This window comes from Lawsonibacter hominis, from assembly GCF_014287895.1.
Classification (GTDB): Bacteria; Bacillota; Clostridia; order Oscillospirales; family Oscillospiraceae; genus Lawsonibacter_A; species Lawsonibacter_A hominis.
This window is the reverse complement of record NZ_JACOPP010000006.1, coordinates 47,712-74,294: the sequence shown is the minus strand read 5'-3', so window position 1 is coordinate 74,294 and position 26,583 is coordinate 47,712. Positions and strand designations below refer to the sequence as shown.

23 protein-coding genes and 1 tRNA gene are annotated in these 26,583 nt (G+C 60.2%); 12 read left to right on the top strand and 12 right to left on the bottom strand.

The genetic code is table 11. The annotated features are described in order from the left end of the window. Positions 1 to 4: 4 nt before the first annotated feature. The 5 genes from carB to H8S57_RS06460 form a co-directional block, all read right to left on the bottom strand. A complete protein-coding gene (carB, locus tag H8S57_RS06480; protein WP_186907270.1) occupies positions 5 to 3,340 on the bottom strand; it encodes a carbamoyl-phosphate synthase large subunit in 3,336 nt (1,111 codons plus the stop codon). Then, positions 3,333 to 4,424, bottom strand: a complete 1,092-nt coding sequence (locus H8S57_RS06475) for a carbamoyl phosphate synthase small subunit (protein ID WP_186907269.1) — start codon at positions 4,422 to 4,424, stop codon at positions 3,333 to 3,335. Before H8S57_RS06475 ends, carB begins: the two co-directional genes overlap by 8 nt. Before the next feature lie 188 nt (positions 4,425 to 4,612). Further along, on the bottom strand, positions 4,613 to 4,753 hold the full coding sequence (locus tag H8S57_RS06470; protein ID WP_186907268.1) for an LPXTG cell wall anchor domain-containing protein: 141 nt from the start codon (positions 4,751 to 4,753) through the stop codon (positions 4,613 to 4,615). 58 nt (positions 4,754 to 4,811) lie between these two features. Then, positions 4,812 to 4,970 carry a hypothetical protein gene (locus tag H8S57_RS06465; RefSeq protein WP_186907267.1) on the bottom strand — a complete coding sequence of 53 codons (159 nt, stop codon included), beginning with the start codon at positions 4,968 to 4,970 and terminating at the stop codon, positions 4,812 to 4,814. A 136-nt stretch (positions 4,971 to 5,106) separates the two neighbouring features. Continuing rightward, a complete protein-coding gene (locus H8S57_RS06460) occupies positions 5,107 to 7,458 on the bottom strand; it encodes a hypothetical protein (protein ID WP_186907266.1) in 2,352 nt (783 codons plus the stop codon). Between the two features lie 481 nt (positions 7,459 to 7,939). Between H8S57_RS06460 and H8S57_RS06455 the strand changes: the two genes are divergently transcribed. The 4 genes from H8S57_RS06455 (at position 7,940) to H8S57_RS06440 (ending at position 12,919) form a co-directional block, all read left to right on the top strand. Then, entirely contained in the window at positions 7,940 to 8,620 is a 681-nt protein-coding gene (locus H8S57_RS06455; RefSeq protein ID WP_186907265.1) for a DUF421 domain-containing protein, read from the top strand. Then, entirely contained in the window at positions 8,617 to 8,997 is a 381-nt protein-coding gene (locus H8S57_RS06450) for a DUF4363 family protein (RefSeq protein WP_186907264.1), read from the top strand. Before H8S57_RS06455 ends, H8S57_RS06450 begins: the two co-directional genes overlap by 4 nt. Positions 8,998 to 9,350: 353 nt before the next feature. Further along, a complete protein-coding gene (locus tag H8S57_RS06445; protein WP_186907263.1) occupies positions 9,351 to 11,189 on the top strand; it encodes an NAD(P)-binding protein in 1,839 nt (612 codons plus the stop codon). Then, the gene (locus tag H8S57_RS06440) at positions 11,183 to 12,919 is read left to right on the top strand and encodes an NADH-dependent [FeFe] hydrogenase, group A6 (protein ID WP_186907262.1); all 1,737 of its coding nucleotides are present in this window, start codon (positions 11,183 to 11,185) and stop codon (positions 12,917 to 12,919) included. The genes H8S57_RS06445 and H8S57_RS06440 overlap by 7 nt, the downstream gene beginning before the upstream one ends. A 73-nt stretch (positions 12,920 to 12,992) precedes the next feature. Here H8S57_RS06440 and nrdR read toward each other — a convergent pair whose 3' ends face one another. After that, the gene (gene nrdR / locus H8S57_RS06435) at positions 12,993 to 13,448 is read right to left on the bottom strand and encodes a transcriptional regulator NrdR (protein ID WP_186907261.1); all 456 of its coding nucleotides are present in this window, start codon (positions 13,446 to 13,448) and stop codon (positions 12,993 to 12,995) included. A gap of 140 nt (positions 13,449 to 13,588) precedes the next feature. Here nrdR and H8S57_RS06430 point away from each other — a divergent pair, with 140 nt between their 5' ends. Both H8S57_RS06430 and safA read left to right on the top strand, forming a co-directional pair. Further along, on the top strand, positions 13,589 to 13,777 hold the full coding sequence (locus tag H8S57_RS06430; RefSeq protein WP_207723721.1) for a hypothetical protein: 189 nt from the start codon (positions 13,589 to 13,591) through the stop codon (positions 13,775 to 13,777). Between the two features lie 243 nt (positions 13,778 to 14,020). Next, complete coding sequence (gene safA, locus H8S57_RS06425; protein ID WP_186907259.1) at positions 14,021 to 14,623, top strand: SafA/ExsA family spore coat assembly protein; 603 nt, start codon at positions 14,021 to 14,023, stop codon at positions 14,621 to 14,623. 131 nt (positions 14,624 to 14,754) lie between these two features. Here safA and H8S57_RS06420 read toward each other — a convergent pair. After that, a tRNA-Gln gene (locus H8S57_RS06420) sits at positions 14,755 to 14,828 on the bottom strand. Between the two features lie 1,078 nt (positions 14,829 to 15,906). Here H8S57_RS06420 and H8S57_RS06415 point away from each other — a divergent pair. From H8S57_RS06415 to H8S57_RS06395, 5 genes are all read left to right on the top strand, one after another. Further along, positions 15,907 to 16,350 (top strand): magnetosome magnetite crystal formation protein family, encoded by a 444-nt coding sequence (locus tag H8S57_RS06415; RefSeq protein WP_186907258.1) that lies wholly within the window; start codon positions 15,907 to 15,909, stop codon positions 16,348 to 16,350. A gap of 25 nt (positions 16,351 to 16,375) precedes the next feature. Continuing rightward, positions 16,376 to 17,785 carry an S-layer homology domain-containing protein gene (locus H8S57_RS06410; RefSeq protein WP_186907257.1) on the top strand — a complete coding sequence of 470 codons (1,410 nt, stop codon included), beginning with the start codon at positions 16,376 to 16,378 and terminating at the stop codon, positions 17,783 to 17,785. A gap of 38 nt (positions 17,786 to 17,823) precedes the next feature. Continuing rightward, a complete protein-coding gene (locus H8S57_RS06405) occupies positions 17,824 to 18,213 on the top strand; it encodes a hypothetical protein (protein ID WP_186907256.1) in 390 nt (129 codons plus the stop codon). Between the two features lie 30 nt (positions 18,214 to 18,243). After that, a complete protein-coding gene (locus tag H8S57_RS06400; RefSeq protein WP_186907255.1) occupies positions 18,244 to 19,308 on the top strand; it encodes a zinc-ribbon domain-containing protein in 1,065 nt (354 codons plus the stop codon). Between the two features lie 67 nt (positions 19,309 to 19,375). Further along, positions 19,376 to 19,558: a hypothetical protein gene (locus H8S57_RS06395; protein WP_186907254.1), complete on the top strand. Its 183-nt coding sequence runs from the start codon at positions 19,376 to 19,378 to the stop codon at positions 19,556 to 19,558. An 80-nt stretch (positions 19,559 to 19,638) separates the two neighbouring features. Here H8S57_RS06395 and H8S57_RS06390 read toward each other — a convergent pair whose 3' ends face one another. The 5 genes from H8S57_RS06390 to H8S57_RS06370 all read right to left on the bottom strand — a co-directional run bounded on the left by H8S57_RS06390 (position 19,639) and on the right by H8S57_RS06370 (position 25,357). Beyond that, the gene (locus H8S57_RS06390; RefSeq protein WP_186907253.1) at positions 19,639 to 20,484 is read right to left on the bottom strand and encodes a carbohydrate ABC transporter permease; all 846 of its coding nucleotides are present in this window, start codon (positions 20,482 to 20,484) and stop codon (positions 19,639 to 19,641) included. A 15-nt stretch (positions 20,485 to 20,499) separates the two neighbouring features. After that, positions 20,500 to 21,417, bottom strand: a complete 918-nt coding sequence (locus H8S57_RS06385) for a carbohydrate ABC transporter permease (RefSeq protein ID WP_186907252.1) — start codon at positions 21,415 to 21,417, stop codon at positions 20,500 to 20,502. Between the two features lie 150 nt (positions 21,418 to 21,567). Then, a complete protein-coding gene (locus tag H8S57_RS06380; RefSeq protein ID WP_186907251.1) occupies positions 21,568 to 22,950 on the bottom strand; it encodes an ABC transporter substrate-binding protein in 1,383 nt (460 codons plus the stop codon). A 59-nt stretch (positions 22,951 to 23,009) separates the two neighbouring features. Beyond that, entirely contained in the window at positions 23,010 to 24,353 is a 1,344-nt protein-coding gene (locus tag H8S57_RS06375; protein WP_186907250.1) for an FAD-dependent oxidoreductase, read from the bottom strand. An 86-nt stretch (positions 24,354 to 24,439) separates the two neighbouring features. Beyond that, positions 24,440 to 25,357: a dihydrodipicolinate synthase family protein gene (locus tag H8S57_RS06370; RefSeq protein WP_186907249.1), complete on the bottom strand. Its 918-nt coding sequence runs from the start codon at positions 25,355 to 25,357 to the stop codon at positions 24,440 to 24,442. A gap of 444 nt (positions 25,358 to 25,801) precedes the next feature. Between H8S57_RS06370 and H8S57_RS06365 the strand changes: the two genes are divergently transcribed. Further along, the gene (locus tag H8S57_RS06365; protein WP_186907248.1) at positions 25,802 to 26,548 is read left to right on the top strand and encodes an IclR family transcriptional regulator; all 747 of its coding nucleotides are present in this window, start codon (positions 25,802 to 25,804) and stop codon (positions 26,546 to 26,548) included. The last annotated feature ends 35 nt before the right edge of the window (positions 26,549 to 26,583 follow it).

Below are 26,583 nucleotides of genomic sequence, written 5' to 3'. Positions count from 1 at the left end.
GCTCCTAAATCTCAGTGATATCGATGGGGCGCAGATCAGCGCTGCGTCCCTGGGTACGGACGGTGAGCATGGCCCGTGCGGTGTCGATGGCCGTGACACAGGCCACGGAATGCTCCACCGCGGAGCGGCGGATCTTGAAACCGTCGGTATCGTGCTTGCGCCCCCGGGTGGGGGTATTGATGACCAGGTCCACCGTTCCGGATGCGATCATATCCAGAATATTGGGGTGGGCCTCGGAGACCCGGGCCACCTTACGGGCGGGCACGCCCGCGGCGTTGAGCGCGTCGCAGGTACCGCTGGTGGCCAGGATCTCGATCTCCATATCCGCAAAGCCCCGGGCGATGCCCACGATCTCCCCCTTATCCTCGTCCTTGACGGTGATGATGATCCGGCCGCCCTTTTTGGGGGCCTTCATATTGGCGCCCTTGAAGGCCTTCAGCAGGGCCTGCGGGAAGGTCTCGGCCAGTCCCAGGCACTCGCCGGTGGACTTCATCTCAGGGCCCAGGCCGGTATCCACGTCGGTGAGCTTTTCAAACGAGAAAACCGGCATCTTGACGGCGTAATAGGCGGCCTCCGGGTAGAGCCCGGTGCCGTAGCCCAGGTCGCGGAGCCTGGCGCCCAGCATGACCTTGGTGGCCAGGTCGATGACGGGCACACCGGTGACTTTGGAGATATAGGGGATGGTGCGGGAGGAGCGGGGATTGACCTCGATGACATACACCTCGTCGTTGTAGAGGATGAACTGGATGTTCACCAGGCCGATGACCCCCAGGGCCTTCGCCAGATCCCGGGTATAGCGCAGAATGGTCTGCTTGTGCTTTTCCTCAATGTGGATCGGCGGGTAAACGGAAATCGAGTCGCCGGAGTGAACGCCGGCCCGCTCGATATGCTCCATGATCCCGGGGACAAGCACATCCTCCCCGTCGAAGACGCCGTCCACCTCCACCTCCCTGCCCATCAGATACTTGTCCACCAGGATCGGGTGCTCCTGGGCCTGGAGGTTGATGATGCGCATGAATTCGGTGATATTGCGGTCGTTATAGGCGATCTCCATCCCCTGGCCGCCCAGCACATAGGAAGGGCGCACCAGCACCGGATACCCCACCTCGTGGGCGGCGGCCAGCGCCTCCTCAGTAGTGAAGACCGTTTTGCCCGCCGCCCGGGGAATGCCGCACGCCTGCAGGATCGCGTCAAAGCGTTCCCGGTCCTCGGCGGCATCGACGCCGTCGGCCGGGGTGCCCAGGATGGGCACGCCCATGTCGGTGAGCGCCTGGGCCAGCTTGATGGCGGTCTGGCCGCCGAACTGCACCACTGCGCCCCAGGGCTTTTCCAGTTCCACCACGGCCTCCACGTCCTCGGCGGTCAGCGGCTCGAAATAGAGCTTGTCCGCCACGTCGAAGTCGGTTGAGACGGTCTCGGGGTTGTTGTTGATGATAATGGTCTCGCACCCCAAACGCTTGAGGGCCCAGACCGAGTGGACCGAACAGTAGTCAAATTCGATGCCCTGTCCGATGCGGATGGGGCCGGAACCCAGGACCAGCACCTTGCGCTTGTCCGGGACCGCAGCGCCGGGGTCCTCTCCCGCCCCGCCGGCCTCCTCCGCCGGAAGCCGGTGGGCCTCCGGTGCGGCGGCGGCGAGATAGGGCGCTTCCGGAACCCCGGGGGCATACTCCCCCGCCTCAGGCAGACGCAGGGGCTGGCCGGCCTCGTTTTCTTCGTCGTAAGTGGAGTAGTAATAGGGGGTCTGCGCCTCAAACTCGGCGGCGCAGGTATCCACCATTTTAAAGGCGGGACGGATGCCGCAGCGCTCCCGCAGGGCCTTGATCTCCCGGCGCTCCCGGCCGGACAGGGCGGCGATCCAGGCGTCGGAGAAGCCCATCTCCTTGGCCGCGCGCAGGGTATCCGCGTCCAAATGGCCGTGATCCAGCTTGTCCTCCATGTCCACGATGTTCTGGAAACGATCCAAAAACCACAGGTCGTACTTGGTGATCTTGTTGATCTTCTCCGGCGAGAAGCCCCGGCGCAGCGCCTCGGCCACCACAAAGAGGCGCTGGTCGTCGATGTTCGCCAGCCGCTCCTCGATATCTTCCGTGTACAGCTCGTCCAGGCCCGGCATACGCAGGGATTTCACCGGCAGCTCCAGGCTGCGGATGGCCTTCATCAGCGCCCCTTCAAAGGAGTTGCCAATGGCCATGACCTCGCCGGTGGCCTTCATCTGGGTACCCAGGGTGCGGCTGGCGGTGGTGAACTTGTCGAAGGGCAGGCGCGGGATCTTCAGCACGCAGTAGTCCAGCGTGGGTTCGAAGCAGGCGGTCGTCTTTCCGGTCACGGCGTTGGGAATCTCGTCCAGCGTATAGCCCAGGGCGATCTTGGCGGCCACTTTTGCGATGGGATAGCCGGTGGCCTTGGAGGCCAGGGCGGAGGAGCGGGACACGCGGGGATTGACCTCGATGACCGCATACTCGTAGGAATCCGGGTTCAGGGCCAGTTGCACGTTGCACCCGCCTTCGATCTCCAGCGCGGAGATGATGTCCAGGGATGCGGTGCGCAGCATCTGATATTCCCGGTTGGCCAGCGTCTGCGTGGGGGCCACCACGATGGAGTCGCCGGTGTGCACGCCCACGGGGTCGATGTTCTCCATGGAGCAGATCTGGATCACATTTCCGGCGGAATCCCGCATGACCTCGAACTCGATCTCCTTCCAGCCGGAGATGCACCGCTCGATCAGCACCTGCCCCACCCGGGAGAGGTGGATGCCCCGGTCGGCGATCTCCCGCAGGCCGGGCTCGTCATAGGCGATGCCGCCTCCGGTGCCGCCCAGGGTGTAGGCCGGGCGGACAATGACCGGGTAGCCGATGGAAGCGGCAAAGGCCACCGCATCCTCCACGCTCTCCACCACGTCGCTCACCACGCAGGGCTGGCCGATGGCTTCCATGGCGTCCTTGAAGCCCTGCCGGTCCTCCGCCTTGCGGATGGATTCGGGCGAGGTGCCCAGCAGCCGTACGCCGTACTGCTGCAGGATCCCCTGCTCATGCAGGTTCATGGCCAAATTCAATCCGGTCTGCCCGCCCAGGGTGGGCAGGATGGAGTCGGGCCGCTCCTTCTGGATGACCTGTTCTACGGAGGCCAGGTTCAGCGGCTCGATATACACATGGTCGGCAATGTCCTTGTCGGTCATGATGGTGGCGGGGTTGGAGTTGACCAGCACCACCTCCACGCCCTCTTCCTTCAGGGCCCGGCAGGCCTGGGTGCCGGCATAGTCGAACTCCGCGGCCTGTCCGATGACGATGGGGCCGGAGCCCAGCACCAGCACCTTTTTGATCTTCGGATTCTTAGGCATTTCCCTTCGCCTCCTCCATCATGTCCACAAAGCGGTCGAACAGGTACTCCGTATCCCGGGGTCCCGGAGACGCCTCCGGATGAAACTGAACGGTAAAGCAGCGGGGGCGGTTGTAGCGCAGGCCCTCCACGCTGCCCTCGTTCACGTTTACATGGGACACCTGCGCCACAGACGGGTCCACGCTCTCGGCCGTGACCACGTAGCCGTGGTTTTGGCTGGTGATGAAGGCCCGTCCGGCGGCCAGATCCTTGACCGGGTGGTTGGCGCCCCGGTGGCCGAAGCGCATCTTCCGGGTGGCGGCTCCGGTGGCCAGGGCCAAAAGCTGGTGTCCCAGGCACACCGCGAAGAGCGGCAGGTTGGAATCATAGAGCTTGCGCACCTCGGTAATGATCTGCGCGTTATCCGCCGGGTCGCCGGGACCGTTGGAGAGCATGACTCCGTCGAAGCCGCCGGAGAGCACCGCGGCGGCGGGGGTGTGGGCGGGATATACCGTCACCTGACAGCCCCGCTGCTGAAGGCAGCGGATCATATTCTCCTTCACGCCGTAGTCCATCAGGGCAACCCGCAGCCGCTGTTCCCCCAGCGCGGGGTACACCTGGCTCTCCTTCCGGGTGACGGCCTCTACGGTCCCCTCCACCCGATAGGCACGGATACGCTGTAAACAGTCCTCTACATGAAAATGCTCCGCACAGGTGATCATGCCGTTCATGGTCCCCTGACTGCGGAGTATGCGGGTCAGGGCGCGGGTGTCCACGCCTTCGATCCCGGTGATATCATATTGTTTCAGATAAGCGTCAAGCTCTCCCTCACAGCGGAAGTTGCTGCCCCTGCGGGCCAGGTGCCGGACGATGAACGCCTCCGCCCAGGGACGGGAGGATTCATTGTCCTCGTGGTTGACGCCGTAATTACCGATGAGCGGATAGCTCATCACAATGCCCTGCCCGGCATAGGACGGATCGGTCAAAATCTCCTGATAGCCCGTCATAGAGGTATTGAACACCATCTCACAGACCCGGTCGGCCGTGGAGCCGATGCTCCTTCCCGTGAAGACTGCGCCGCTGGCCAGGATCAAAGTCGCCTTCATCTACGGTATCCCGCCTTTCGTTCCCACATTTTAATCTGTTCAATTTTATCTCAAATTCCCCCGGCTGACAATCCTGTTTTTCCCCCTTTTTGCGCAAAAAATGAAAAACGTTGTTTTGGACAAAAGCGGGGGGCGCATCGCCCGTTTTCACAGGCAATGCGCCCCACAGGTCATGGATCAGGGCCCGTTCAGCCGCCGTTTTTCTCTTTCCTGCGCAGCAGGATTCCGCCCGCAAACAGGGCCGCAGACATGCTCAGGGCCACAGCGCCCAGTCCCCGGGCATCCGATTGCCGCACGCTGCCGGTCTGGGGCAGATCCCCTTGAGGCACCGGCGCTTCCGGGATATCTGCCGGCGCATCCGGCGCGGGCTCCAGCGGCGCGGGATCGTCAGGGATCTCCGTTTCGGGCGCGGGCGTCGGGGGGACGGAAGGCGCCGGCGACGGTGCGGCGGAAGGCGCGGGAGTCGGCGTCGCGGCAGGCGTGGGCCTCGGCGTGGGGGTCGGCTCCCAGGGGTCCCCGGAAGGAGTCGGGGCCGGTTCGTTCCACTTGGCATAAACAGTGATTTGAGAATCCTCCTCCGCGACAGCGCTGTTCCCACTAAACTTCCCTGCAAAGAGTTTATAAAGCGTCTCCCACGCTCCGGCGGCGGCCGCCGCTTCTGCCGCCTGCACATTCTCTTCCGTCACATAATACCAGCCGCCAAACATATAGCCGCTGTGGGCAGCGTCCTGCCCGTGGTATGCAGGTCTGCACCGTTAATGGTGTAGTCGCTCACCTCATAGCCCGCTGCCGCATCGGTGGCGGCACAGCCGATCTGCGTGCCATCATCCATGTTTTGAAACTGCTCCGGCGCGCCAGACTGTGCCGTACCGTTTGCCTGAATGGTTCCCTCCGTCGCGTCGTAATGGACTACAACCACAGCAGCCCAGACGAAATCGCTTCCGTCGTCATAGGCGGTAGTATAGTCATACGCCGCCTTTCCATTCGGATCGTAGACGTTGATGCTCTGATAAGGATTGGTGACCTTGAACAGGGTCAGTGCCGTACCATAGTCGTTGACGGGCGCCGCATAAACGGCGGTGGCGGGTTTCAGCAGGGTATCGTCCAGGTTCTCCTGAGGATTGAGCGTTGCGAACTCATACGTCCCGGACATATTCCGTCGGCTTCCATTCAGCGAGCCGCTGGTCACTATGGTCCGTCCAGCCACCGTATCCGCAGGATCGTCAAAAATGTCCCGTCCCGTTTCAAAGGCCGGATTGGAGGACACACGTACGATATTCGCGCCTGCCGCCAAATTCCAAACGGAGGGCAATTTGCTGCCGCTGCTGTTGTACAGAGACCAGGTCCCGACCGTAACGATACTTCCGGTCACGTTTACCGTCGCCTTGGCCGCAACGTCCGCCCAGTAACCGGAGTCTCCCGGCTTGACCGCATATCCGTAAAGTGACGTTCCGACCCCGCTTCCAGTCGCCTCAATGGTGGAGTCATGGATCTGCGTCCCGGACGTTACCTGAAAGCGGATGCCCGCTCCGCCGTTTCCATTGGCCGCAACAGCGCTGTTTTGTGTAATGTTTGTCTGTGCGGCCCCAACATTGGTCTTTGTGATGTTCAGGCCAAGATACCGGTTGCCGCTGCAAGTAAGCTGAGCGTTCTCAGCGTCAAGCGCCACATTGGTCGCTCCGTGGGAGCCGTTTCCGCTGACCGAACCGCCGGAAGCAGACAGTACCAGTCCCATATTGTTGATACCGATGGCCCTATTTCCATCACAGTTAAACGTGCTGTTGCCGGAGGCGTCGATCCTCCATCGCGACATATCGCCCTGCCCTGTGATCCCATTGCGCCGGTTCCCATTGCAGGACAGCGCCGCCCCATGGGTCAGCTCGATCCGCAGCCTGGATACCGACGTATTATCACAGGAATAAATCCCATCCCAGCCGGTGCTCTCATCAAAGTGAGCGGCTGCCGCATCCACATGGAGTGTCAGATAGCCTGTAGTGGCATAGAGCGCCCCCCAGTTCCCGGTGCTGCCCAGGACAGCGCCGCCGGACACGTTGACGGCAGCCTCCCCGGTTCCGGCAACAAAGATACCGGAACCGGTCGCGCCATGGCCCTGCCCTCCGGTCACACCGTCCCCCTCTTCCATGCCGCCACCCCAGTAGTCGGCGCTGCCGCTGGATGGATGGTCCGTCTGGTGACAATTTCGGATCGTAAGCAATGCTCCGCCGCCAACGTTCAGTTCGGCGGGATTGGAGCTGCCGCCGATTCCAAGCTTGATGGCCATATTGTAGTCGCTCAGCGTCAGGCTGGTATTGACATTCAGGCTTCCGTGCTTGATCAGGATACCGGTGTAGTAGTCCCCGTAATAAAAACCGTTCTCAGAACCGATCCCATCCAGAACCTGCCCCTGCAGCACAGCTCCGTCCGATTGGACCGTCACATCAGCCCCATTGTCAATGATTAAGTGAAAGTGCTCATAAACCCCGCTGAGGGAAATTGCCGCATCCCTTGTCAGCCGGATGGATTTGTAGGTATTTTCCACTCCGTAGTTTCCGGGCTGTACCGTAATTACGCCCTCGGCCTGTGCCACCGCAGCGTCGATTTCCGCCTGGCCCATATCGGCGGTAATCGTATACGCTCCGCGGACCGCCAAAAGGGCGTTCAGCACGCGCTCTGCATCCGCCAGCTTTTCCAATAGCGCTTCGGAAACTTGAGACTGCTGCTCCGCCGTCATTACGCTGTATGCGGCACGGGCCGCCTGGATGGCCGGGCGATCGTCCAAAGTCACCGCGTCCGCCCCGGGCAGAGCGGCCAGCAGCTCTTCCACCGCGGCCACCGCAGCCGCAGCGGCAAAACGCTGTTCCAGAGCCGTAAGGGTATCCAAATGGGTCACAAGCGCTTTCTGCGCGCCGGTCAGCGCGTCATAGGCCGCGCGGGCAGCCTGGACATCTTCCTCCGTGCTCTCGCCGGTCAGCGCGGCGATCCGGTCGGAGACCGCCTTCGCAGCAGCCTGATCCTCCGCGCTGGGCTCCGTCAAGGCGTCCCCCTTACACCGAGCGGGATCCGCCTGGCATACAGGGCACGCTCCATTGGGCGCCTCCTCGGTACAGCGGGTCTCGCAGGTGCAGGACGCGGGCGTTTCCGTCCCCTGGCACCCGCTCACATCGGACGCACACACGGGGCACTCCGCATTTGGGGTCTTTTCCGTGCACTTTTCAGTGCAGAGGCACTTATCCTCCTGCGCGGCAGGCTTTCCTTTTGAAGCGGTTTTGTGTCTGCCGTTGGCAAACACAAAACCGGGGTACCCCGGTTCGCCCTTTGGGCCCACGGCAAGCCCGGATACGCTTTGCCCCGCTCCCGGATTCAGCTTTGTGATTCTACCTAATATATAGTCCGTTTCGGTTATAGTTCGGTCACATTCTTAAATTTTTCTTCTTCCGCCGGCAGGCATAGCCGCCGGAAAAACGGCCAAACTAACACGTGCCCTGCAGAATATTTTAAGCCTGGAGGTCGTTTCGATGGTCATCGCCTTTTTACGTACCGTTATCCTCTATCTGCTCATCATCGCCGGGATCCGCCTGATGGGCAAGCGTCAGGTAGGCGAGCTGGAGCCGTCCGAATTGGTGCTCGCGCTCATCATTGCCGACCTGGCCGCCGTGCCCATGCAGGATTTCGGTATTCCCCTGCTCACCGGCATCATCCCTATCCTTACGCTGCTGTGCATCACCATGGCGCTGTCCGTGCTCACCATGAAAAACGTCAAATTCCGGGCCATTGTCTGCGGGCGGCCCTCTATCATTGTGGAGAACGGAACGCTCCATCAGCGCGAGATGCAGAAAAACCGCTTCACGGTGGACGAGCTGATGGAGGAGCTCCGGATGAAGGGAATCACGGATCTGTCCACCGTAAAATATGCGATTTTGGAGACCAATGGACGCCTCTCCGTGCTTCCCTACGCCAACCAGCTTCCCGTGACGGCCGAGCAGATGAACGTAACGCCGGAGGATGTGGGACTGCCGGTGGTCGTCATCAACGACGGGCGGGTGATCGAGCGCAATCTTCATACGCGGGGCCTGGACCGCAACTGGCTCGACAAGCAGCTGGCTCAGCATAAGCTCAAGCAGCCGAGCGACGTGTTCCTGCTGACGGTGGACGAGCAAAACCGCGTCTACTTCGTGGCAAAGGAGGCGGTCGGATGAAGCGCCTGTGGATCGCCGCCGCCATCCTTGCCGCCCTGTTCTGCGCCACTCTGCTCAACAGCTGGTATCTCCGGGGCTTCACGCGGGAACTCACCGGCCTGCTGGAACAGGCGGAAGCCCTGGCGGAGGCCGGCGATTGGGAGCGGGCGGACCTGCTGACCCGCTCCGCCTTTGAGCACTGGTCGTCCCGGGACGGTTATCTGCACGTCACCCTCCGCCACTCAGACACCGATCTGATCCACGTCGGCTTCCAGGAAGTTTTGGAATTCATCGAATGTCAGGAGGGCGGCGAATATTCCGCCGCCAACGCACGCCTGGCCGCTCAGATCCAGCTGATCTACGAGTCCGAACAGCTCACCCTGAAAAATGTATTCTGATTCCCGGCGGGCGAAGACGCAGACGTCTTCGCCCGCTTTTTGGGCCTTTTCATGGGCCGGGCAAAGTGCACAAAGGTTTTGCCGTGCGGCCAATCCGCTTGACAGAAAAACGGCACTTTCTTGCAGGAAAGTAACATACCTCCCAGTAAGCGGAAAATCCGACATTGTCACATTTTTGTCAATATTTATTTTGCAAGATTATCCTAATAATCAAAAAAATGATGATTTCATGCGAAAAAATTCAGAATTGTCCTTGACAGATCCACTTCATTGGACTATAGTTTCTCTCAGATGCGCGACTTGAAAACTGATGAGTTTCCCATTTAGAACTATAAGTAGAAGGAGCGGAGCAAATGAGCAGACTGTATGTCAAAACTCCCAGTCAGTCTGAGGCTGTGGTGGAACAGCTGTACCGCAATATGGAACGGCGGATCGCTGCCAGCCCTCCGGGTCTGTGTCCGGTCGACATGGCCCTGAATTTTTTGAACCTGTGTCAGGCGCAGACCTGCGGCAAATGCGTGCCCTGCCGGATCGGTCTGGCCCAGCTCTCCGGCATGATCCGCGAGGTGCTGGACGGCGAACCGGAACTGCGTATCCTCGACCGGATCGAACAGACCGCCCGGGTCATCGTGGACACGGCGGACTGTGCCATCGGGATCGACGCGGCCCAGCTGGTGCTGATGGGACTGCTGGGCTTTCGGGACGATTATGAGGAGCACATCACCCACCACCGCTGTCTGGGCAGTCTGAAAAACCCGGTTCCCTGCGTGGCCATGTGCCCCGCCGGGGTAGACATTCCCGGCTATGTGGCCCTGGTCAAGGAGGGCCGGTGTGACGACGCCGTCCGCCTCATCCGCAAGGACAATCCCTTCCCCACCGCCTGTGCCTACATCTGCGAGCATCCCTGCGAGGCCCACTGCCGCCGGAACATGGTGGACAACGCCATCAATATCCGCGGCCTGAAGCGCTACGCCGTAGATCAGGCAGGCGACGTGCCCCAGCCCGCCTGCGCGCCCGCTACCGGCAAAGCGGTGGCCATCGTGGGCGGCGGCCCCGGCGGGCTGTCCGCCGCCTACTATCTGGCGCTGATGGGCCACAAGGTGACGGTATATGAGCGCCAGAGCCAGCTGGGCGGCATGATGCGCTACGGCATCCCCAGCTACCGTTTCCCGCGTGAGTTGCTGGATCAGGAGATTGCCTCCATCCTCTCTCTGGGGATCGAGGTACATACCGGCGTGAACGTCGGCACCGACTGTTCCTTCGACGAGCTGAAGAAGCAGTATGACTGCATCTATCTGTCCATCGGCGCCCACACCGACAAAAAGACGGGTATCGAGGGTGAAAACAGCAAGGGCGTGGTCTCCGCGGTGGAGATGCTGCGCCGGATCGGCGACAACGAAATGCCCGATTTCACCGGCCAAAACGTGGTGGTGATCGGCGGCGGCAACGTGGCCATGGACGTGACCCGCAGTTCCATTCGCCTGGGCGCGAAAAAGGTGACCTGCGTCTACCGCCGCCGCCAAGAGGATATGACTGCTCTGCCGGAGGAGGTGGAAGGCGCCGTGGCCGAAGGCGCCGAGCTGCTCACGCTCCAGGCTCCCCTGCGTATCGAGGCGGACAAGGACGGAAAGGTGACCGCCCTTTGGACCCAGCCACAGGTGATCGGCGAGGCCGACAAGCAGGGCCGCCCCAGGCCCGGCGCCGCCGCTGTGGAGGAAAAGCGCATCCCGGCGGATACCATCATCGTGGCCATCGGGCAGGGAATTGAGACCCACGGTCTGGAGCAGAGCGGCATCCGGATCCAGCGGGGCGGCACCGTGCTGGCCGACTCCAGCACCAGCCTGCCGGAACTGGAGGGCGTGTTCGCCGGCGGCGACTGCGTCACCGGCCCCGCTACCGTCATCAAGGCCATCGCCGCAGGCAAGGCGGCCGCCGCCAACATCGACGAATATCTCGGCTTCCACCACGAGATCGTTTCGGAGGTGCAGGTGCCGGTGCCCGGCTATACCGACCTGCGCTCCCGGGGACGGATCACCTCCAGCGAGCGGGAGGCCAGCGAACGCAAAAAAGACTTCCAGTGCATCGAGTGCGGCATGACCTGCGAGGAGGCCTTGAAGGAATCCTCCCGGTGCCTGCGCTGCGACCACTTTGGATATGGGATTTTTAAGGGAGGCCGTGTGGAAAAATGGTAACCATCAAAATTGACGACCGCAAACTGCGCGTGCCGGAAGGAAACACCATCCTGCAGGCCGCCGAGGACGCCGGCATCCCGATCCCCCACCTGTGCTATCTGAAGGAACTCAACGAGATCGCCGCCTGCCGCATGTGCATGGTGGAGGTCGAGGACACCGAGCGCCTGGTGCCCGCCTGCAACACCCAGGTGGTGGACGGCATGGTCATCCGCACCAACAGCCCCCGGGTGCGGCAGGCCCGCAAGACCAACCTTCGCCTGATCCTCTCCCAGCACGATTCCAACTGTACCGTCTGCGTGCGCAGCGGCAACTGTGAGCTGCAGAAGCTCTCCCACGATCTGAACATCCATTACCAGCCCTATCAGGTGCAGCCGGAACGCTCCCGGGTGGACCTGGACGTGCCGGTGGTCCGTGAGGCCAGCAAGTGTATCAAATGCATGCGCTGCGTGCAGGTATGCGACAAGATCCAGGGCATGAAGATCTGGGATGTGGCGGGCACCGGCGGACGGACCACGGTGGACGTCTCCTACAACCGCAGTCTGAAATATACCGACTGCACCTTCTGCGGCCAGTGTGTGACCCACTGCCCCACCGGGGCCCTCACCGTGCGGGACGATACCAACAAGGTCCTCCGGGCCCTGGCTGACCCCGACGTGACCACCGTAGTCCAAGTGGCTCCCGCCGTGCGGGTGGCCTGGGCCGAGAGCTTCGGTCTGGACCCCAAGACCGGTTCCGTTGGCCGTATGGTGGCGGCTTTGAAACGGGTCGGCTTCGATTATGTATTTGATACCAACTTTGCCGCCGATCTGACCATCATGGAGGAGGGCAGCGAGTTTCTGGAGCGTTTTACCCATCGCGGAAAGTACCGTTGGCCCATGTTCACCTCCTGCTGCCCCGGCTGGGTGCGTTTTCTGAAATCCCAGTACCCGGAGTACACCGACTGCCTCTCCACCGCCAAGTCTCCCCAGCAGATGTTCGGCGCGGTCGCCAAGAGCTATTTTGCCGCTCAGAAGGGGCTGGACCCCCACAAGGTGTTCGTGGTCTCCATCATGCCCTGCTCCGCCAAGAAGGCGGAGAGCGAGCTGCCCACCATGAACGACGCCTGCGGCGACCCGGATGTGGACGTGGTGCTCACCACCCGTGAGATGGACCGTCTGTTCCGCAGCGACTGCATCGTGCCCGCCGACCTGGGCGAGGAGAAGTTCGATAGCCCTCTGGGCAGCGGCACCGGCGCGGCGGTGATTTTCGGCGCCACTGGCGGCGTAATGGACGCCGCCCTGCGCAGCGCTTACTTCCTGGTCACCGGAACCAATCCAGACGCCGACGCTTTCTCCGCCGTCCGGGGCGGAAAGCCCTGGCGTGAAGCCACCTTTACCATCCCGGGCGCGGGAGAGGTCCGGGTTGCCGTAGTCAGCGGTCTGGCAAATGTCCGCGCCCTGATGGACGCAGTGGACGCGGGCAGTGTGGATTACGACTTCGTAGAGGTCATGGCCTGTCCCGGCGGCTGCGCCGGCGGCGGCGGACAGCCCATCCACTGCAACGAGGAGCTTGCCGCCTCCCGCGGCGCGCTGCTGTGGAAGATGGACGCCAAATCGAAGATCCGCTATTCCCATGAGAACCCGGATATCCAAGCGCTCTACCGCACTTATTTGAAAGCGCCTTTGGGCGAGAAGTCCCACCACCTGCTGCATACCGACCACGCGGCCTGGAAAACCCCCAACGCGAAGTGACGGCCGCTCCGGCGGGACAACAGGATAAGAGGCTGCCGCAACCTGGTTGCGGCAGCCTCTTGCTGTTTGTTGTTCACTTTTCTTCCAGCAGCTTGGACAGTTCAGCCATGAAGGTGCTGATATCCTTGAATTGCCGGTAGACCGAGGCAAATCGTACATAGGCGACCTCGTCCACCCCTTTCAGCTTGTCCATGACCAGCGCGCCGATCCGATCGGAGGGGATTTCGCGGCTCATCTCGTTCTGGAGGGTCTGCTCGATCTCGTTGGCGATGGCCTCCAGCGTGGCAAAGGCCACGGGCCGCTTCTCACAGGCCCGGATCATTCCGTTGAGCAGCTTGGACTTATCAAACGTCTGGCGGCTGCCGTCCTTCTTAATGACCACCAGCGGCAGGCTCTCCATGGTTTCATAGGTGGTAAAGCGCTTGTGGCACGCCAGGCACTCCCGGCGGCGGCGGATGCTGGCGCCCTCATCCGAGGGGCGGGAATCCACGACCTTGCTCTCCAAATGGGCACAATAAGGGCATTTCATGGTCGGCGTACCTCCTGATACCATTTAATGAATTGATTATAACACGAATCCCACCGATTTGGTATCCCTTTTACCCATTTTCTTGCATATGATTTCCTGTCCCTGGGTAAACTTCTTTCAGCGAAAGCGAGGTGAGCACCGTGCAGAATCAGAACAATCAGAACAATCAGAACAATACCCGCAACAGCAACCAGAATGCTCAGGACAATCGAAGCAAGAACAGTCAGAACAAGAACAACCAGAACGCGCAGAACAAGAATAACCAGAACGCGCAGAACAAGAATAACCAGAACGCGCAGAACAAGAGCAACAACCAGAACCAGTTCTAAGCCGGCGCAGCGGCGCGGCGGGAGCGGGGGGGGGGGGGGGGGGCCCCCCCCTCCCGCCCCGCCGCTCAGCTTGCGGAAACTGCCCAAAGGTCTTTTTCGGCAGACCGTCAGCGGCCGTATCCTGTCATCCGTATATCCGCCGCTGCAAGTCTGCAAAACGCCCGCCCGGGATTCGTTTTCCAACATTTTTGCATTGATTTCCACGCCTCCCACTGTTACCCTTTTAGCAGGAGGTGTCTCTATATGAAAAAACAAATCTTCCGCGCCGCCGCCGCCGCACTTGCGGTTTCCGCCCTGGCTACCAGCGCGTCCGCCCTGTCCCATACCGTGGTGCGCGGCGATACCATGTGGAAGCTGGCCGTTCAATATCAGGTCGGTACCCGTGAGATCATCGATGCAAATCCGCAGGTCTCGAACCCGGACCTCATTTATCCCGGTCAGAGCCTGACCATCCCAACGCTTGACAGCTCTGTCGCCGCCTATGAGTCGGAAGTGATCCGTCTGGTCAACGAAATCCGCCGGCAGAACGGCTTATCTGCCCTTACCGCCAACTGGGAGCTCTCCCGCATTGCCCGGTATAAGTCGCAGGACATGGTGGACAACCGCTATTTTTCGCATACGAGTCCTACTTACGGCACACCCTTTCAGATGATCCGCGCGTTTGGCCTGTCCTACCGCACGGCGGGGGAAAACATCGCGTATGGCCAGCGTACGCCGCAGGCGGTGGTAGACGCCTGGATGAACTCCAGCGGACACCGCGCCAACATTTTGAATGCCGCCTTCACCCAGATCGGCGTGGGGTATGTTTCCTCAGGCCACTACTGGACGCAGATGTTCATCGGTTAAGCGCCGGCAGGCGAAGCCGCCCTTCCCAGGGCCTGGTCATGAGCACATTCCTATCCCGGCCCCACCGAAAGCACAATTTTCTAAAGGACGGCAAAAAGCCCTGGAACCGTGCAGTTCCAGGGCTTTTTGCTTGGCAGCGGGAGAAGGATTCGAACCCTCACATACAGAGTCAGAGTCTGCTGTGCTACCCTTACACAATCCCGCTATCTGTGCCCGCCATCGCAGGCGCAGGATTTATTATAACAAAACCTGTCCATTTGTCAAGAGAAAATAGAAAATTTTTTTAGTGTTTCAGTTCGGCCTGCAAGCAAAACGCCAACCCGCTTCTCAAAGGAATTTTTTACAAACTTTTTACAATGTTTGTAAACCTTATACAGTTGCCGTCCTCTCATTTTGTAAGCAAATTGCATTTCTTTGCCGAAGCACTTTCTATATAATACCTGTGTACCTGGATCGGACAAAGGGCAGCACGGCTTCCCGGGGCCAAATACCCGCCGGCTTTGTTGTCCTCCCGCGCTGCCGGCTGCCCGCCTTTGCCGTCTGTCTGCCTTACCGGCTGCCGTTCGGCTTTTGAAAAGCGCTGCACAGCCTGCCAGCGAGCAAAATCCGCATTGAGGCAAGCGGACGAAGGCGAACGGGCGTCCAACGAGTGGATCGGGTTTTGATCGCACAAGCCCCGCCAATAAGAATGGAAAGAGGTAGCAAGTACAATGAGAGCGAGATATAGAATCTTCCCCCACATTCTTCCCTCCGAGTCCGGTCAATGCCATCTCTTTTACGGAATATCCTGGGGTACTCCGGAATGCAACAAACGGATTTTAAAGGGCATCTCATCCAATAGGGCCATCGTAGCTGAGATGGTGCGTTTTTTCAATTATATCCATATGCCCCCTGCCGAGCTTATACGCGCCGTCTCCTACCTGCTTTCGCTGGACCGGCAGTTCTGGCATACCATGTTTTCTGCGGCTTGACTGCCAGCGCCCGCCGGGACCGGCGGGCGCTGTTCTATGTCCCGGCACGCCGCACAGGCGCCCTCCCGGGACGCTTCCCGCCTCCGTCGTGAGGCGCCCGCCTTTCACTCCTCGCCGGGGATCCCCGCCGGGCAAAATCACCCCAAAAATCACCCCTGTTTCCCGGCCCGCATCATCCCTGGGATGATTACAAACGAACCGACGCCCGCTAAGATAAGAGCCGGAAGCAGAGGCCCCCCTCCCCTTCCGGCTCTTATCCTTCCCCGGCACCCCCGCGTCACTACAAACACATGTAATAAGGAGGAGTCCCATATGGCATTCTGCGGTATCTGCGGCACGCAGATGGAAGAACATGCAAGATTCTGTCCCAAATGCGGTGCGCCTGCCAACTCCAGCCCCGTCGCGCCCCCCGCGCCCGCCTCCGCTCCGGCCGCCGGCCAAAACACCCTGATGGGGGTACTGTCCTACCTGAGCATCCTGTGTCTCATCCCGCTGTTCACCGCAAAAGACGACCCCTTTGTCCGCTTTCACACAGGGCAGGGCCTGACGCTGTTCCTGGCGGAGGTCCTCGTGAGCATCCTTTCTAATATTCTCTGGCGGGTCCTTCCCTACGGCCTGCTATGGCGTGCGGTCGGTTACCTCTACGGCATCCTCGGCCTTTTTTTTCTGGTGCTGGCCATCACCGGGATCGTCCATGCGCTCCAGGGCTTCCAAAAGCCCCTGCCCGTATTGGGGGGCATCGTATTGCTCCGTTAACTCGCTTCAGAAAGGAAGTCCCTGTATGAAAAAACGGCTCGGCGCCCTTTTGTTTACGCTTTTTCTGCTGCTGTCTCCGCTGCCTGCGGCGGCCGCCTCCACCAGCGCCAATCTGCTTGCCAACCCCAGCTTTGAAGACGGCCTCGCCGGCTGGACCTCACCCGACGGCAAATGGGGCACTGCAGAAAGCGAAAGCGGCTACGACCCCCAGGACGGCAGTTATTTCGCCTGGCCCCTCCAGGCCAGTCAGGAGAACACCTGCATCTATCAGGACGTCTCTCTCTCCGGCTCCAAGACCGGCGATTCGGTCGTTTTCAGCGTCATGGTCTGCAACTACGACCAGCCGCCCCACGACATGGGCCGGGTGGAGCTTCAGTTCCTGGATCCCTCCGGCAAGCCGCTCAAGGGCCATATCCAGGAGCAGCGCAACCCGGACTGGAACCAGCAGACCATCATCGCCTCTGTTCCCGCCGGGGCCGTGACCGCCCGGGTGGTGCTGTGGGCCGTCTGGTATGTCGGGAGTGACGTGGACGCCTACTACGACGCGGCCAGTCTGGTAACAACCACCGACCAATACAGCACGGTCTATGTCTCTGAGAAGAACGGAAAAGAGACTGCCGGGACCGGGGACGTGCTGACGCTCACCGCCGACAACGGCGTATCCAGGCGTCCCGACGACTACGTCTGGTCCAGCTCCTACAACGACGCCGCCACCATAGACGCCAACGGGGTCGTCACCTTTCATTCCGACGCCCAGGACGGCGTGGCTTTTTACGCCAAGGACAAGAAGACCGGCGTAGTGGGCGTCTACTGGGTCAATTCCGACCATGAAAACGCCAAGCCCGCCAGCGGCTCCTCTTGGGCCTCCGCCGACCTCCGGCAGGCCGATGAACTGGGTCTGATCCCCGAGTGTCTGGAGGGTACGGATCTGACGGCGCCCATTACCCGCGCCGAGTTTGCCGCCGTGGCGGTCAAGACGTATGAGGCATTGACAAACAGCGCGGCCATTCCCGCGGCCAACAACCCCTTCCGCGATACAAAGGACGCGGATGTTTTGAAGGCCTACCGCATCGGCGCGGTCAACGGCACGTCAGACACCACCTTTGCGCCGAACGCCCTGCTGAACCGTGAACAGGCCGCAACCATGCTGACGAGAGTATTCAAAAAGGTTTCCCTGGCCGGGTGGACGCTCCAGGCCGACGGCGACTTCAGTCTGGCCTACGCCAAACCCGTGCCCTTTGCCGACGACGCCGACATCTCCGGCTGGGCGAAGGACTCCGTATACTTTATGGCCGCAAACGGTATCATCCAAGGCAGCGGCGGCAAATTCATGCCACGCTCCGTCACCTCCGCCCAGCAGGCGGCAGGCTATGCCCAGGCCACCCGGGAACAGGCGCTGCTGATTGCGGTGCGCATGGTGGAGAAGCTGGGTTAATTTCGTTTTACGTCCCCAAACAGAAAGGAGAACGACGAATGAAACGGCGTATGTTCGCTCTGACGCTGGCGGTATTGCTGGCCCTGTCCGCGGCCGGCTGTGGAGGCGGCAATCAAAAAGCCCTGGTCGGCACCTGGGAGATCACCGACGACGCAGGGAGCGCCTACGGGTGGGGGATCCGGTTCGATCAGGACGGCACCTTCTTCTTCGCCGCCGGCGCCGAGGGCAATGACGAAGAGCTCGAGGAGGCCTTTGCGGCCATGCAGGTCCTGTACACCATCGAATATAAGGTCAAGAGCGATACGGAGCTGGAACTGACACAGAAGCTATTGGGCGGGCTGGGCGGCAAGGAAACGACCAGCGTGGCCTATTCGTTCCAGGGCGATACCCTGATCTTCGACGGCACGGCCTATACCCGAGTGAACTGACCTTCCGGTCCAGGAAAGGAGCGATGTTCCATGCCCAACTGTCCCCAATGCGGCGCCGCGCTGAAGGACGGCGTCCGCTTCTGTACCGGCTGCGGCCGCCCGGTTTTACTGGATACCGCATCCTCCGCGCCGGAGCGCGCAGAGCCGCTTCGGCAATCCGGGCCTTCAAACCAGGCGCCTTCTGTTTCCCCGCCGGCGGAGCCGTCCTCCCCACCGCCGCCGCAGTACACGCCGCCCCGGCAGCAGACCCATACCGCGGCCCCGCCCGCTTACAGCGTAGAAGGCTGGAGCGGCGGCGGCCCCGCCCCCGGAAGCCGATATGAGCTCATTTCCACCGGCGGATTCATCGGCATCCTGCTGCTGATGTGCATCCCCCTGGTGGGGCTGATCCTGATGATCGTGTGGGCCTGCGGCGGCTGCCGCAAGCTTCAGAAGCGAAATCTGGCCCGGGCCAGTCTGATTCTGGCGGTCATCGGCCTGGCGCTCAGCCTGGTACTCGGCTTCGCCTTTCGGGGCGTCATCGGCAGAATGAGCGCCGAAGGCATCGGCGGCACGGCGGGCGCAGCCCAGTCCCTTGGATTAGGCGCGCTTCTGAGCGGATCGCCCGCGGGCGGAGGCGCTGCAGAAGACCAGGGTGGTACTGGTACTCCGGGCCTCCTCTCCGGCCTCGTGGGCGTGTTCTCCGGACACGCCGGAACGGAAGCGGAAGACGGTTCCAGCAGCGGCACGGGAGACCTGGCCGGTCTTCCGGAGGCGGTGGACCAGATGAATCAGGACGCCTCGGCCAAGGCCGGCGGATGGCCCGGCGGCCTGCGCGCCTATCCAGGCGGCGCGGCCGTCTCCGTGGAGACTTACCGTACGCAGGTCACTGGAACAACCCGGGAAGAAATGCGCTCCTACATAGAGGCGCTCAAGAAGGACGGCTTCGCCTTTCAGGATTTCTATGAATTGGGGTTTACTGAGGCAGATATGCTGGAACTGAACGGCTGGTGGGGCACGGACGGCACGCTCTATCTGAGCCTTTCCTACTACGACGGCACCGTCACCATTGATCACATGACCGAATTGCCAGATCTGGAGGATTACTTCAACTGATCCTCCGCCCTTTTTCGACCGGATCCGCATCCCTGCGCCCCTATACTGGAGGCGGAGGGATGCTGCTATGAAACCATTGCTGCGCCGCCTGTCCGCCTGCGCCGTTTTGTTCGCCGCCAATCCCCTGGCCCTCCTTCGGATACTGGCCGGGGCCCCGGTCCGCGGCTGTACGCCCCAGGACACGGATGAGCTCCGCCGGCTGCTGGGCATCGGCACGCACCGGCAGAAAAGATGCCGTTTCAAAAAGTAGCGGGGAACGCACAATGTGCGTTCCCCGCTGGCGGAGCCGCCCGGCGGGCGGCTTTTTCATTGCGCCTGGAGCGGACCCGCTCATCCCTTGACGGCGCCGGCGGTCATTCCTTCCACAAAATACTTCTGCACCAGCGCAAACAGGATCACGACCGGAACGGTGGTGATCGTCCCCAGCGCCATGATGATGCCCCAGTCAATGTGGGTGGAACTGATATAGTTGGACAGGCCCACCGTCAGCGTTTTCATTTCCTCCTTATTGGTCAGCACGCTGGAGAGCAAAAACTCGTTCCATGACATAATAAATGCCATGATCCCCGTGCTGAGCACGCCGGAGATGCACAGGGGCAGATCGATCTTGGCAAAAACCTGCCACTCGTTGGCGCCGTCCATGACCGCCGCCTCGTCGATCTCCCTGGGCAGCTTTTTGAAAAACGACACCAGCAGCCACACGGAAAACGGAAGCGTGACGGTCAGATGTCCGATGATCACGCCGAAATGGCTGCCCGACAGCCCCAAGCCGTTCATGATCTTGTAAAGGGGCAGCATCAGCATGATGGGCGGCACACAGTAGGCGGCCAGTACGCTGACCAGGATCGCCTTTCTGCCGCTGAATCGAAAGCGCGTCAAACTGTATGCCGTCAAGGAGCCCACGATCATGTCGATCACCATGACCACGCAGGCGATATACAGGCTGTTGACGCAGTAATGGATCACCGCCTTGTTTTGGAAGGCCTGGATATACCATTCCAGCGACCACTTTTGGGGCAGTATCTCCGGAGGGATGGTAAAAAGCTCCTCTCCAGGCTTGAAGGAACTGACGACCATCCACAGCAGCGGCAGCGCGACCATGACGAGGAGAAGGACAATGAGAACGGCGACAAAAACGCCTGTGATGATCTTGTTTTTCCGAACGTTCGTTGTCATGCAGCCCTTCTCCTTTCAGTCTTCCGCAACACCGGATTTTGTCACATAAAAGATGATGCAGACGAACATCAGCACTCCCAGCACCATGGAGATCGCCGCGCCGTATCCCACCTGATACTTTCCAAAGGACGCCTGATAGATCAGGATCGGCAGCGTGGTGGTGGATCCGGTGGGCCCGCCGCCGGTGACCATATAGATCAGGTCGTAATAGGTTGCGGTCCAGATGGTACGCAGCACCACCAGAACGATGGTCGTATTTTTCAGCTCCGGCAGTGTAATATAGCAGAAACATTGCCACTTTGTGGCTCCGTCCACGCTGGCCGCCTCATAGATTCCTTTATCGATCCCCTTGAGGGCCGCCCAGTAGATCAGCATGGGAAAGGGGTAGGAGCGCCAGATGTTGAGGATGACCACCACCCACATGGCGGAGCCCTGCATGGCCAGCAGGGACTGTCCCTCCTGCAGCCACCCCGCCTGCTGAAGCCAATGGCTGATGATGCCGTACTCGTTGTTGAGCATCCACCTGGAAACAAGGGCCAGCGTGATGGCGGGCACGACGTAGGGGATCAGCAAAAAGCTTCTGAGCGCAGTACCGCCCTTCATGGGCCGCGCGATCAGCAGCGCGATTCCCAGCCCCAGGGCAAGCTGCCCCAGCACCGACCAGAAGGTCCATTTGCAGGTATTCCAGAAGTACTTCCAGAACAATTGATTGTCAAACAGCCTTACATAATTGTCCAGCCAGATAAACTCGCTGGTCTTTTTGATCAGCGACGTATTGGTAAAGCTCAGCCAGACGTTGTAGCAAACCGGATAGACCACAAACAGGATCAAAAACAGAATGGCGGGGAGGGAAAACGCCAGACCGATCAGTTTGTGCCTTCTGTCATAGCTTCCCAGAAGCCTGCTCCTTTTCAATGCCGGTCCACGTCTCATCGTTCCTTCCCCTCCCCATACAGCGGGCGCCGGCATCCGATCCGCGTCCCGACGCGCAAGCCTTGGATGCCTTCCGTGGAAAACGGCCGGCGGGAGAAAGAGCGCGGGGTCACCACGCTCTTTCTCCATCCGCTGCATCGGAGCACCGGTCTAGCTTTCATAACTCATCAGATCTTCGTTGATCAGGTCGTATGCCTGCTCTGCGGTGTAAGTACCGTCGCACGCGCCCTGAAGCGCCTCGCCGAAGATCCCCGTGGATTCGATGTAGGCGGACAGGCCGTTCAGACCGGCCTCCATCCCGTACCAGTACCAGGCGCCGTTTTCATAGGCGTCCAGGATGTAGTTGACCTCATCCTGAAAGAGCGCGACCTTGTCGCTGGCCCTGTATCGCTCAAAGGCGGGCTTGTAGGACGGGAAGGCAAACATCGGACGGGACAGCGCGCGCTCCGCCGCGCGTTCCGGGGTATAGAGCGCCGTCAGGAAATCGTGGACCAGGGCGCTGCGGGCATCGTCGGTCTGGGGTACCGCCACAAAGCAGTAACCGGAGCCGAAGGATGCGGCCTTATTCCCATCCACACCGGGGAAATCAAAGCAGCCGAGCTTTTCCACCATCTCCGGCGCGTTGCTCTGGGCGTTGCCGATAACCGCGCCCATATCCAGCGACATCGCCACCGTGCCCGTTACGGACAGGGCGTTGCGGTAATCGCCCCAGGACCATGCCAGGGAACCGGCGGGAGATGCCTTCCGGTACAGCTCCACCAGATAATCGATGACCTCAACGGCCTTTTCCTTCTCTTCATCGAAGCAGTACTCGCCGGTCTCGGGATCGATAAAGTAGACCCCCGCGGAGCACATCATCTCATAGAAGGTCTGTGCCGCGACCTGCACGCTGTCCAACGGCACGTTGAAGCCCTTCATCCCGTCGCTGTTGAGGGCCTCCGCGGTGGTTAAAAATTCCGCCCAAGTGGTGGGTACCTTCAGGTTCTTCTCCGCAAACAGGTCCTTGCGGTACCATACGGAGGTATGCATGGCCCAGTCGGGCAGTCCGTAGATCTTTCCGTCCTTTCCGGTGAGCACCCTGAGATACGCGTCGGAAAAATCGCCGGCCCCAATGTCGTTGATGACGTCGTCCATGGGCATGATGCTTTCGGTTTCGTACAGGTACGCCGTGCCGCCGAAGTTGGTGTGCATGATGTCGGGCACATCGCCGGAAGAGACCGCGGTGGCAAGCTTTCCGTACATCTCATTGAAGGAGACCTTCTCCACCGTGACCGTGACGCCCAGCTCCGCCCCCAGCTCGTTGAACTGCTTGTTGAGCACCTCATACTGCGCATCGGCGGTCAGGTTTGTCCAGATCACAAGGTTTTGTCCCTCATAGGAAGCGCTGTCGGCGGAGGCGTCCGGCGTCTGCGCCGAAGACAGGTCTTCTGGTTTTTCGGATACAGGAGGGTCGGCGCTCTCCGGTCCGCAGGCGGTCAGCGTGAGTGCCACGAGAACAACGGCCAGCAGCAGGGATGTGAGCTTCTTCGTCATTGTAGTTCTCCTTTCCTGTCTCATGCAAATTTTGTCCAGAGGGTACAAACACTGCGGGATCAAAGGATGCCGCCGTTGTCCTTTAAAATTTTCTGAAGCTCCCCAACGTCGATTCTCCGGGCGGTCACGCTGTGTTTCACAGCAAGCGCCGCGGCCGTGCCGGCCGCCTCGCCCATGGCCATGCACTGAGGCATACAGCGAATGCAGTTGGCCACCTCGATCTCATAGGAGGCGCAGCGGCCCGCGACCAGCAGATTCTCTTTGCCCTTGGCCACCATGCACCGATAAGGGATGGTCATGGACTTGCCGGGCTCCAGATTGTACACGATCATGGTCACGCCGTCCGCCGTGTGATAGCCGGCGGGCATGGCGCCACGTCCTATGCTGTCCTCAAAGTCCCGTGCGGCCATGAAGTCATCCATCGTCACCTTGTAGTCGCCGAGGACCCTGCGGCTCTCCCGCACGCCCAGGAAGCCGGATATGGCGCTGAGATAAGCGTTTTCAAATCCCGGCACATACCGTTTCAGCGCTTCGGCCACATCGTACAGACATTTTTGCGAAAAGTTCTCCTGCCTGGTTTTTTCCTCAAAGCCCTCGATGCTGTGGGAGGCGATCGCACCGGAGCAGTTGATGGTAATCTCGCCTTCGTTGGGAGAGGACATGAAGGTGCCGAACCAGCTGCGCAGATATTCCAAATGAGGCGGAAGCTCCACGCCCTCCAGCATGTCCATGAAGCCATAGTGCATAAAGCCGGGGAACGTTTTGAACTCCCGCCACGAGGGGGCCACCATGTGATCTTTTACGGGCGGATGCTCTTTATAATACGCCTTGACCCGCGCCAGATCCACGCCGGACATTTTCCCCACCAGGCTCATGGGCTGAATCTCTTTCTTGGGACGGATCTCACAGGGGACCCCGGCCTTCGCGGCCACGGCTGCGTCACCCGTGCAGTCCACGATCATCTCGGCACGGACCTCCATCAATTCCATTTCAGACAGGATGACCAGTCCGCTCAGGGTATCGCCCACCTGCAGGACGTCCACGATCTGCGTGTTGAGATACGTGGTCAGATTGGGCTCCCGGGCCGCCAGGTCGGCCAAGACCACCTTTGCGACCTCCGTATCATACAGGTAGCATACATCCGTTTCCGGGTCCTCGTCAACAACGGCGCCCAGCTCGTTGAGGACGTTGCGCAGCTCCCAGGCGATGCCGCCGACACAGCGGTGCAGTTTATCGCTGAAGCCGACCCACGCGCCCATCATACCCGCTGTAAACTGCCCGCCCAAGCACCGGTTCTTTTCCACGATCAGGGTCCTGGCGCCGTTCCTGGCGGCGGCCAGCCCCGCGATCGCGCCTGCGGTGCCGCCGCCGGCCACGATCACGTCAAACGTTTTTTGGTTCATGTCGCCATGTCTCCTTCCTAAGGCCGGGCCTTATTTCCCGCTATTGAGCGGAGCCGCTTAGAAACAAGGCCGTGCGTCATGGTACGTCAGTCCAGGTAGCCGTAATGCTTCAGGGTGTCCTTCAGGCGCTTGAGCGTCTCCTCCGGCAGCTCGGAGAGCACCGGCCTGCGGCAGTAGCCCGCGTCGATGCCCCGCAGCTTCAGGCCCTCCTTGATGATCTGGAGCCAGAGCACGTCGCCGTTGGAATCCGGCTCGGAAAACAGATGCAGGTAGGGGCGTACCAGCTCGGTGTGCGCCTTCATGGCCTGCTCCACCTTCTTCCCCTTCGCCAGCTTGTAGACCTCGGCGTTCTCCTTGGGGAACAGATTGCCGGTGCCGCACACCCAGCCGTCGGTCCAGCAGCACAGGGTCTCCACGGGACAGACGTCGTAGCCGTAGAAGATCGCGAAGTTGTCGTCCGTGAGGTGGCGCAGGTCCTGCTGGCGGAACACGTCGGCCTGGCGCTCCTTGACCGCGTCGATGCAGCCTTCCAGATACAGCTTTGCCATGAACTTGTCGCTCATCAGCACAGTGGAATAGTAGGGGTTGTGATACAGCATCACGGGGATGCTGATCGCATCGTGGATCGTTTTGTAGTGGACCAGAAGCTCCTTCTCGTTGGGTCCCATGTACCAGGGCGTGACCGCCATAATGCCGTCCGCTCCGTCAGACTCGGCCGCTTTGGATAACTCCACCACGTCGCAGGTGCGATAGGCGCCGGTGGATGCGACCACCTTGATCCCATTGTCATGGCCGGCTTCGATATACGCCTTGTTGACCGCGATCTGCTCTTCCTTGGTCAATGCGATCATTTCCCCGGTGCTGCCGGAGGGAATGATACCGGTGACTCCGTTGTCCGCCAAAAACCTGGTGATCTCCTTAATGGCGCTGAAGTTGATGGATTCATCCCTGTGAAAGGGGGTTACGACCGGAATATAGATCCCGCTGAGCTTTTCTCTCGCCATAACTGCATCTCCTTTTGATCGCAAAATATTTTATCGGAATATCTATTCCGATTTAATTATTGCACAACGAAAATCAAAATGCAAGGCAGAATCCAGCCGCCCAGTCGTTTTTGTTATATTTATCCAAACAGTACAATTGAAAACCGGCATAATACACAACCAAACCTCTGTCTGTAACATTTCCGCCATACTTTTAGCTCAAATCCCTCCTTCCTGTTGGATATCCTACCAATTTTATGATTTCTCTCCTTTCAATATTGACAAAAAAGCGCCGGATACAGTATAGTAAATCATAGAAAGAAGTCACTCCGTTCCATTCTCGAAATTATTATTCCGATTTTGATTGCAGTACCGTGCAGGACCTTTGCTGCACCTGGAAGCGTAGAAAAATATGTGGGGGTCATCATTTTGGAAAATCAGAGTAAGAATGTTGAAACCATCAAAATGGTGGAGCGAGCCCTGGCTGTTCTGGATCTGCTGCGTGCCCGGCGCGAGCGTCTCGGCGTGAACGAAATTGCAAAACTCTGCGAACTGAATCCCTCCACGGCCTTTCGCATCCTGAAGACCCTCGAAAAATCGGGATGGGCATTCCAGTTTACCGACGGTCGCTATATTCCCGGAGAGAAAATCAGCTTTGTCACAGAAAAAAACAATCTGTATCTGGCGCTGAAGGACGTTTCCGCGTTTATCATGAACCGCTATACGGAAGAATGGATGCAGGCCATGAATCTGACGGTGCGGGACGGCGCAGAATGCTTTATCCTCCAGCAGTCCCGCACAAAAAATCTTGTGGACTATGTGGTCCCGCTCAACTCCGCCATGCCGTTCTATGCCTGTGCGGGCGGGAAGGTCCTGCTTTCCGAACTGCCCATTCCCATCGTGGACATGCTTTTGGAATCCACGCCGTTCCAAACGTTTACGCCCAACACGATCGCAGATCCGGAACATTTTTGGAACGAGCTGCGCCTGGTCGCCCGGCAGGGATATGCCTTTGACGACAGGGAATCTTCGGCCAACGGCTCATGTATCGCGGTGCCGGTGCGCGACAATCAGGGCACCATTATCGCCGCCCTGTCCTTCAGCGGCTTTATCGGCGTCGAGGATCCTAAAACCCTTCTCAAATATCTCCCCGCCCTGCGGGAGGCTTCGGAACAGATCTCCAAAGCCCTTTACGCCTGCCGGGAAGAATAGGAGGCCGCGCAGGGCGTGCGCGCCCGTTTTTCCGT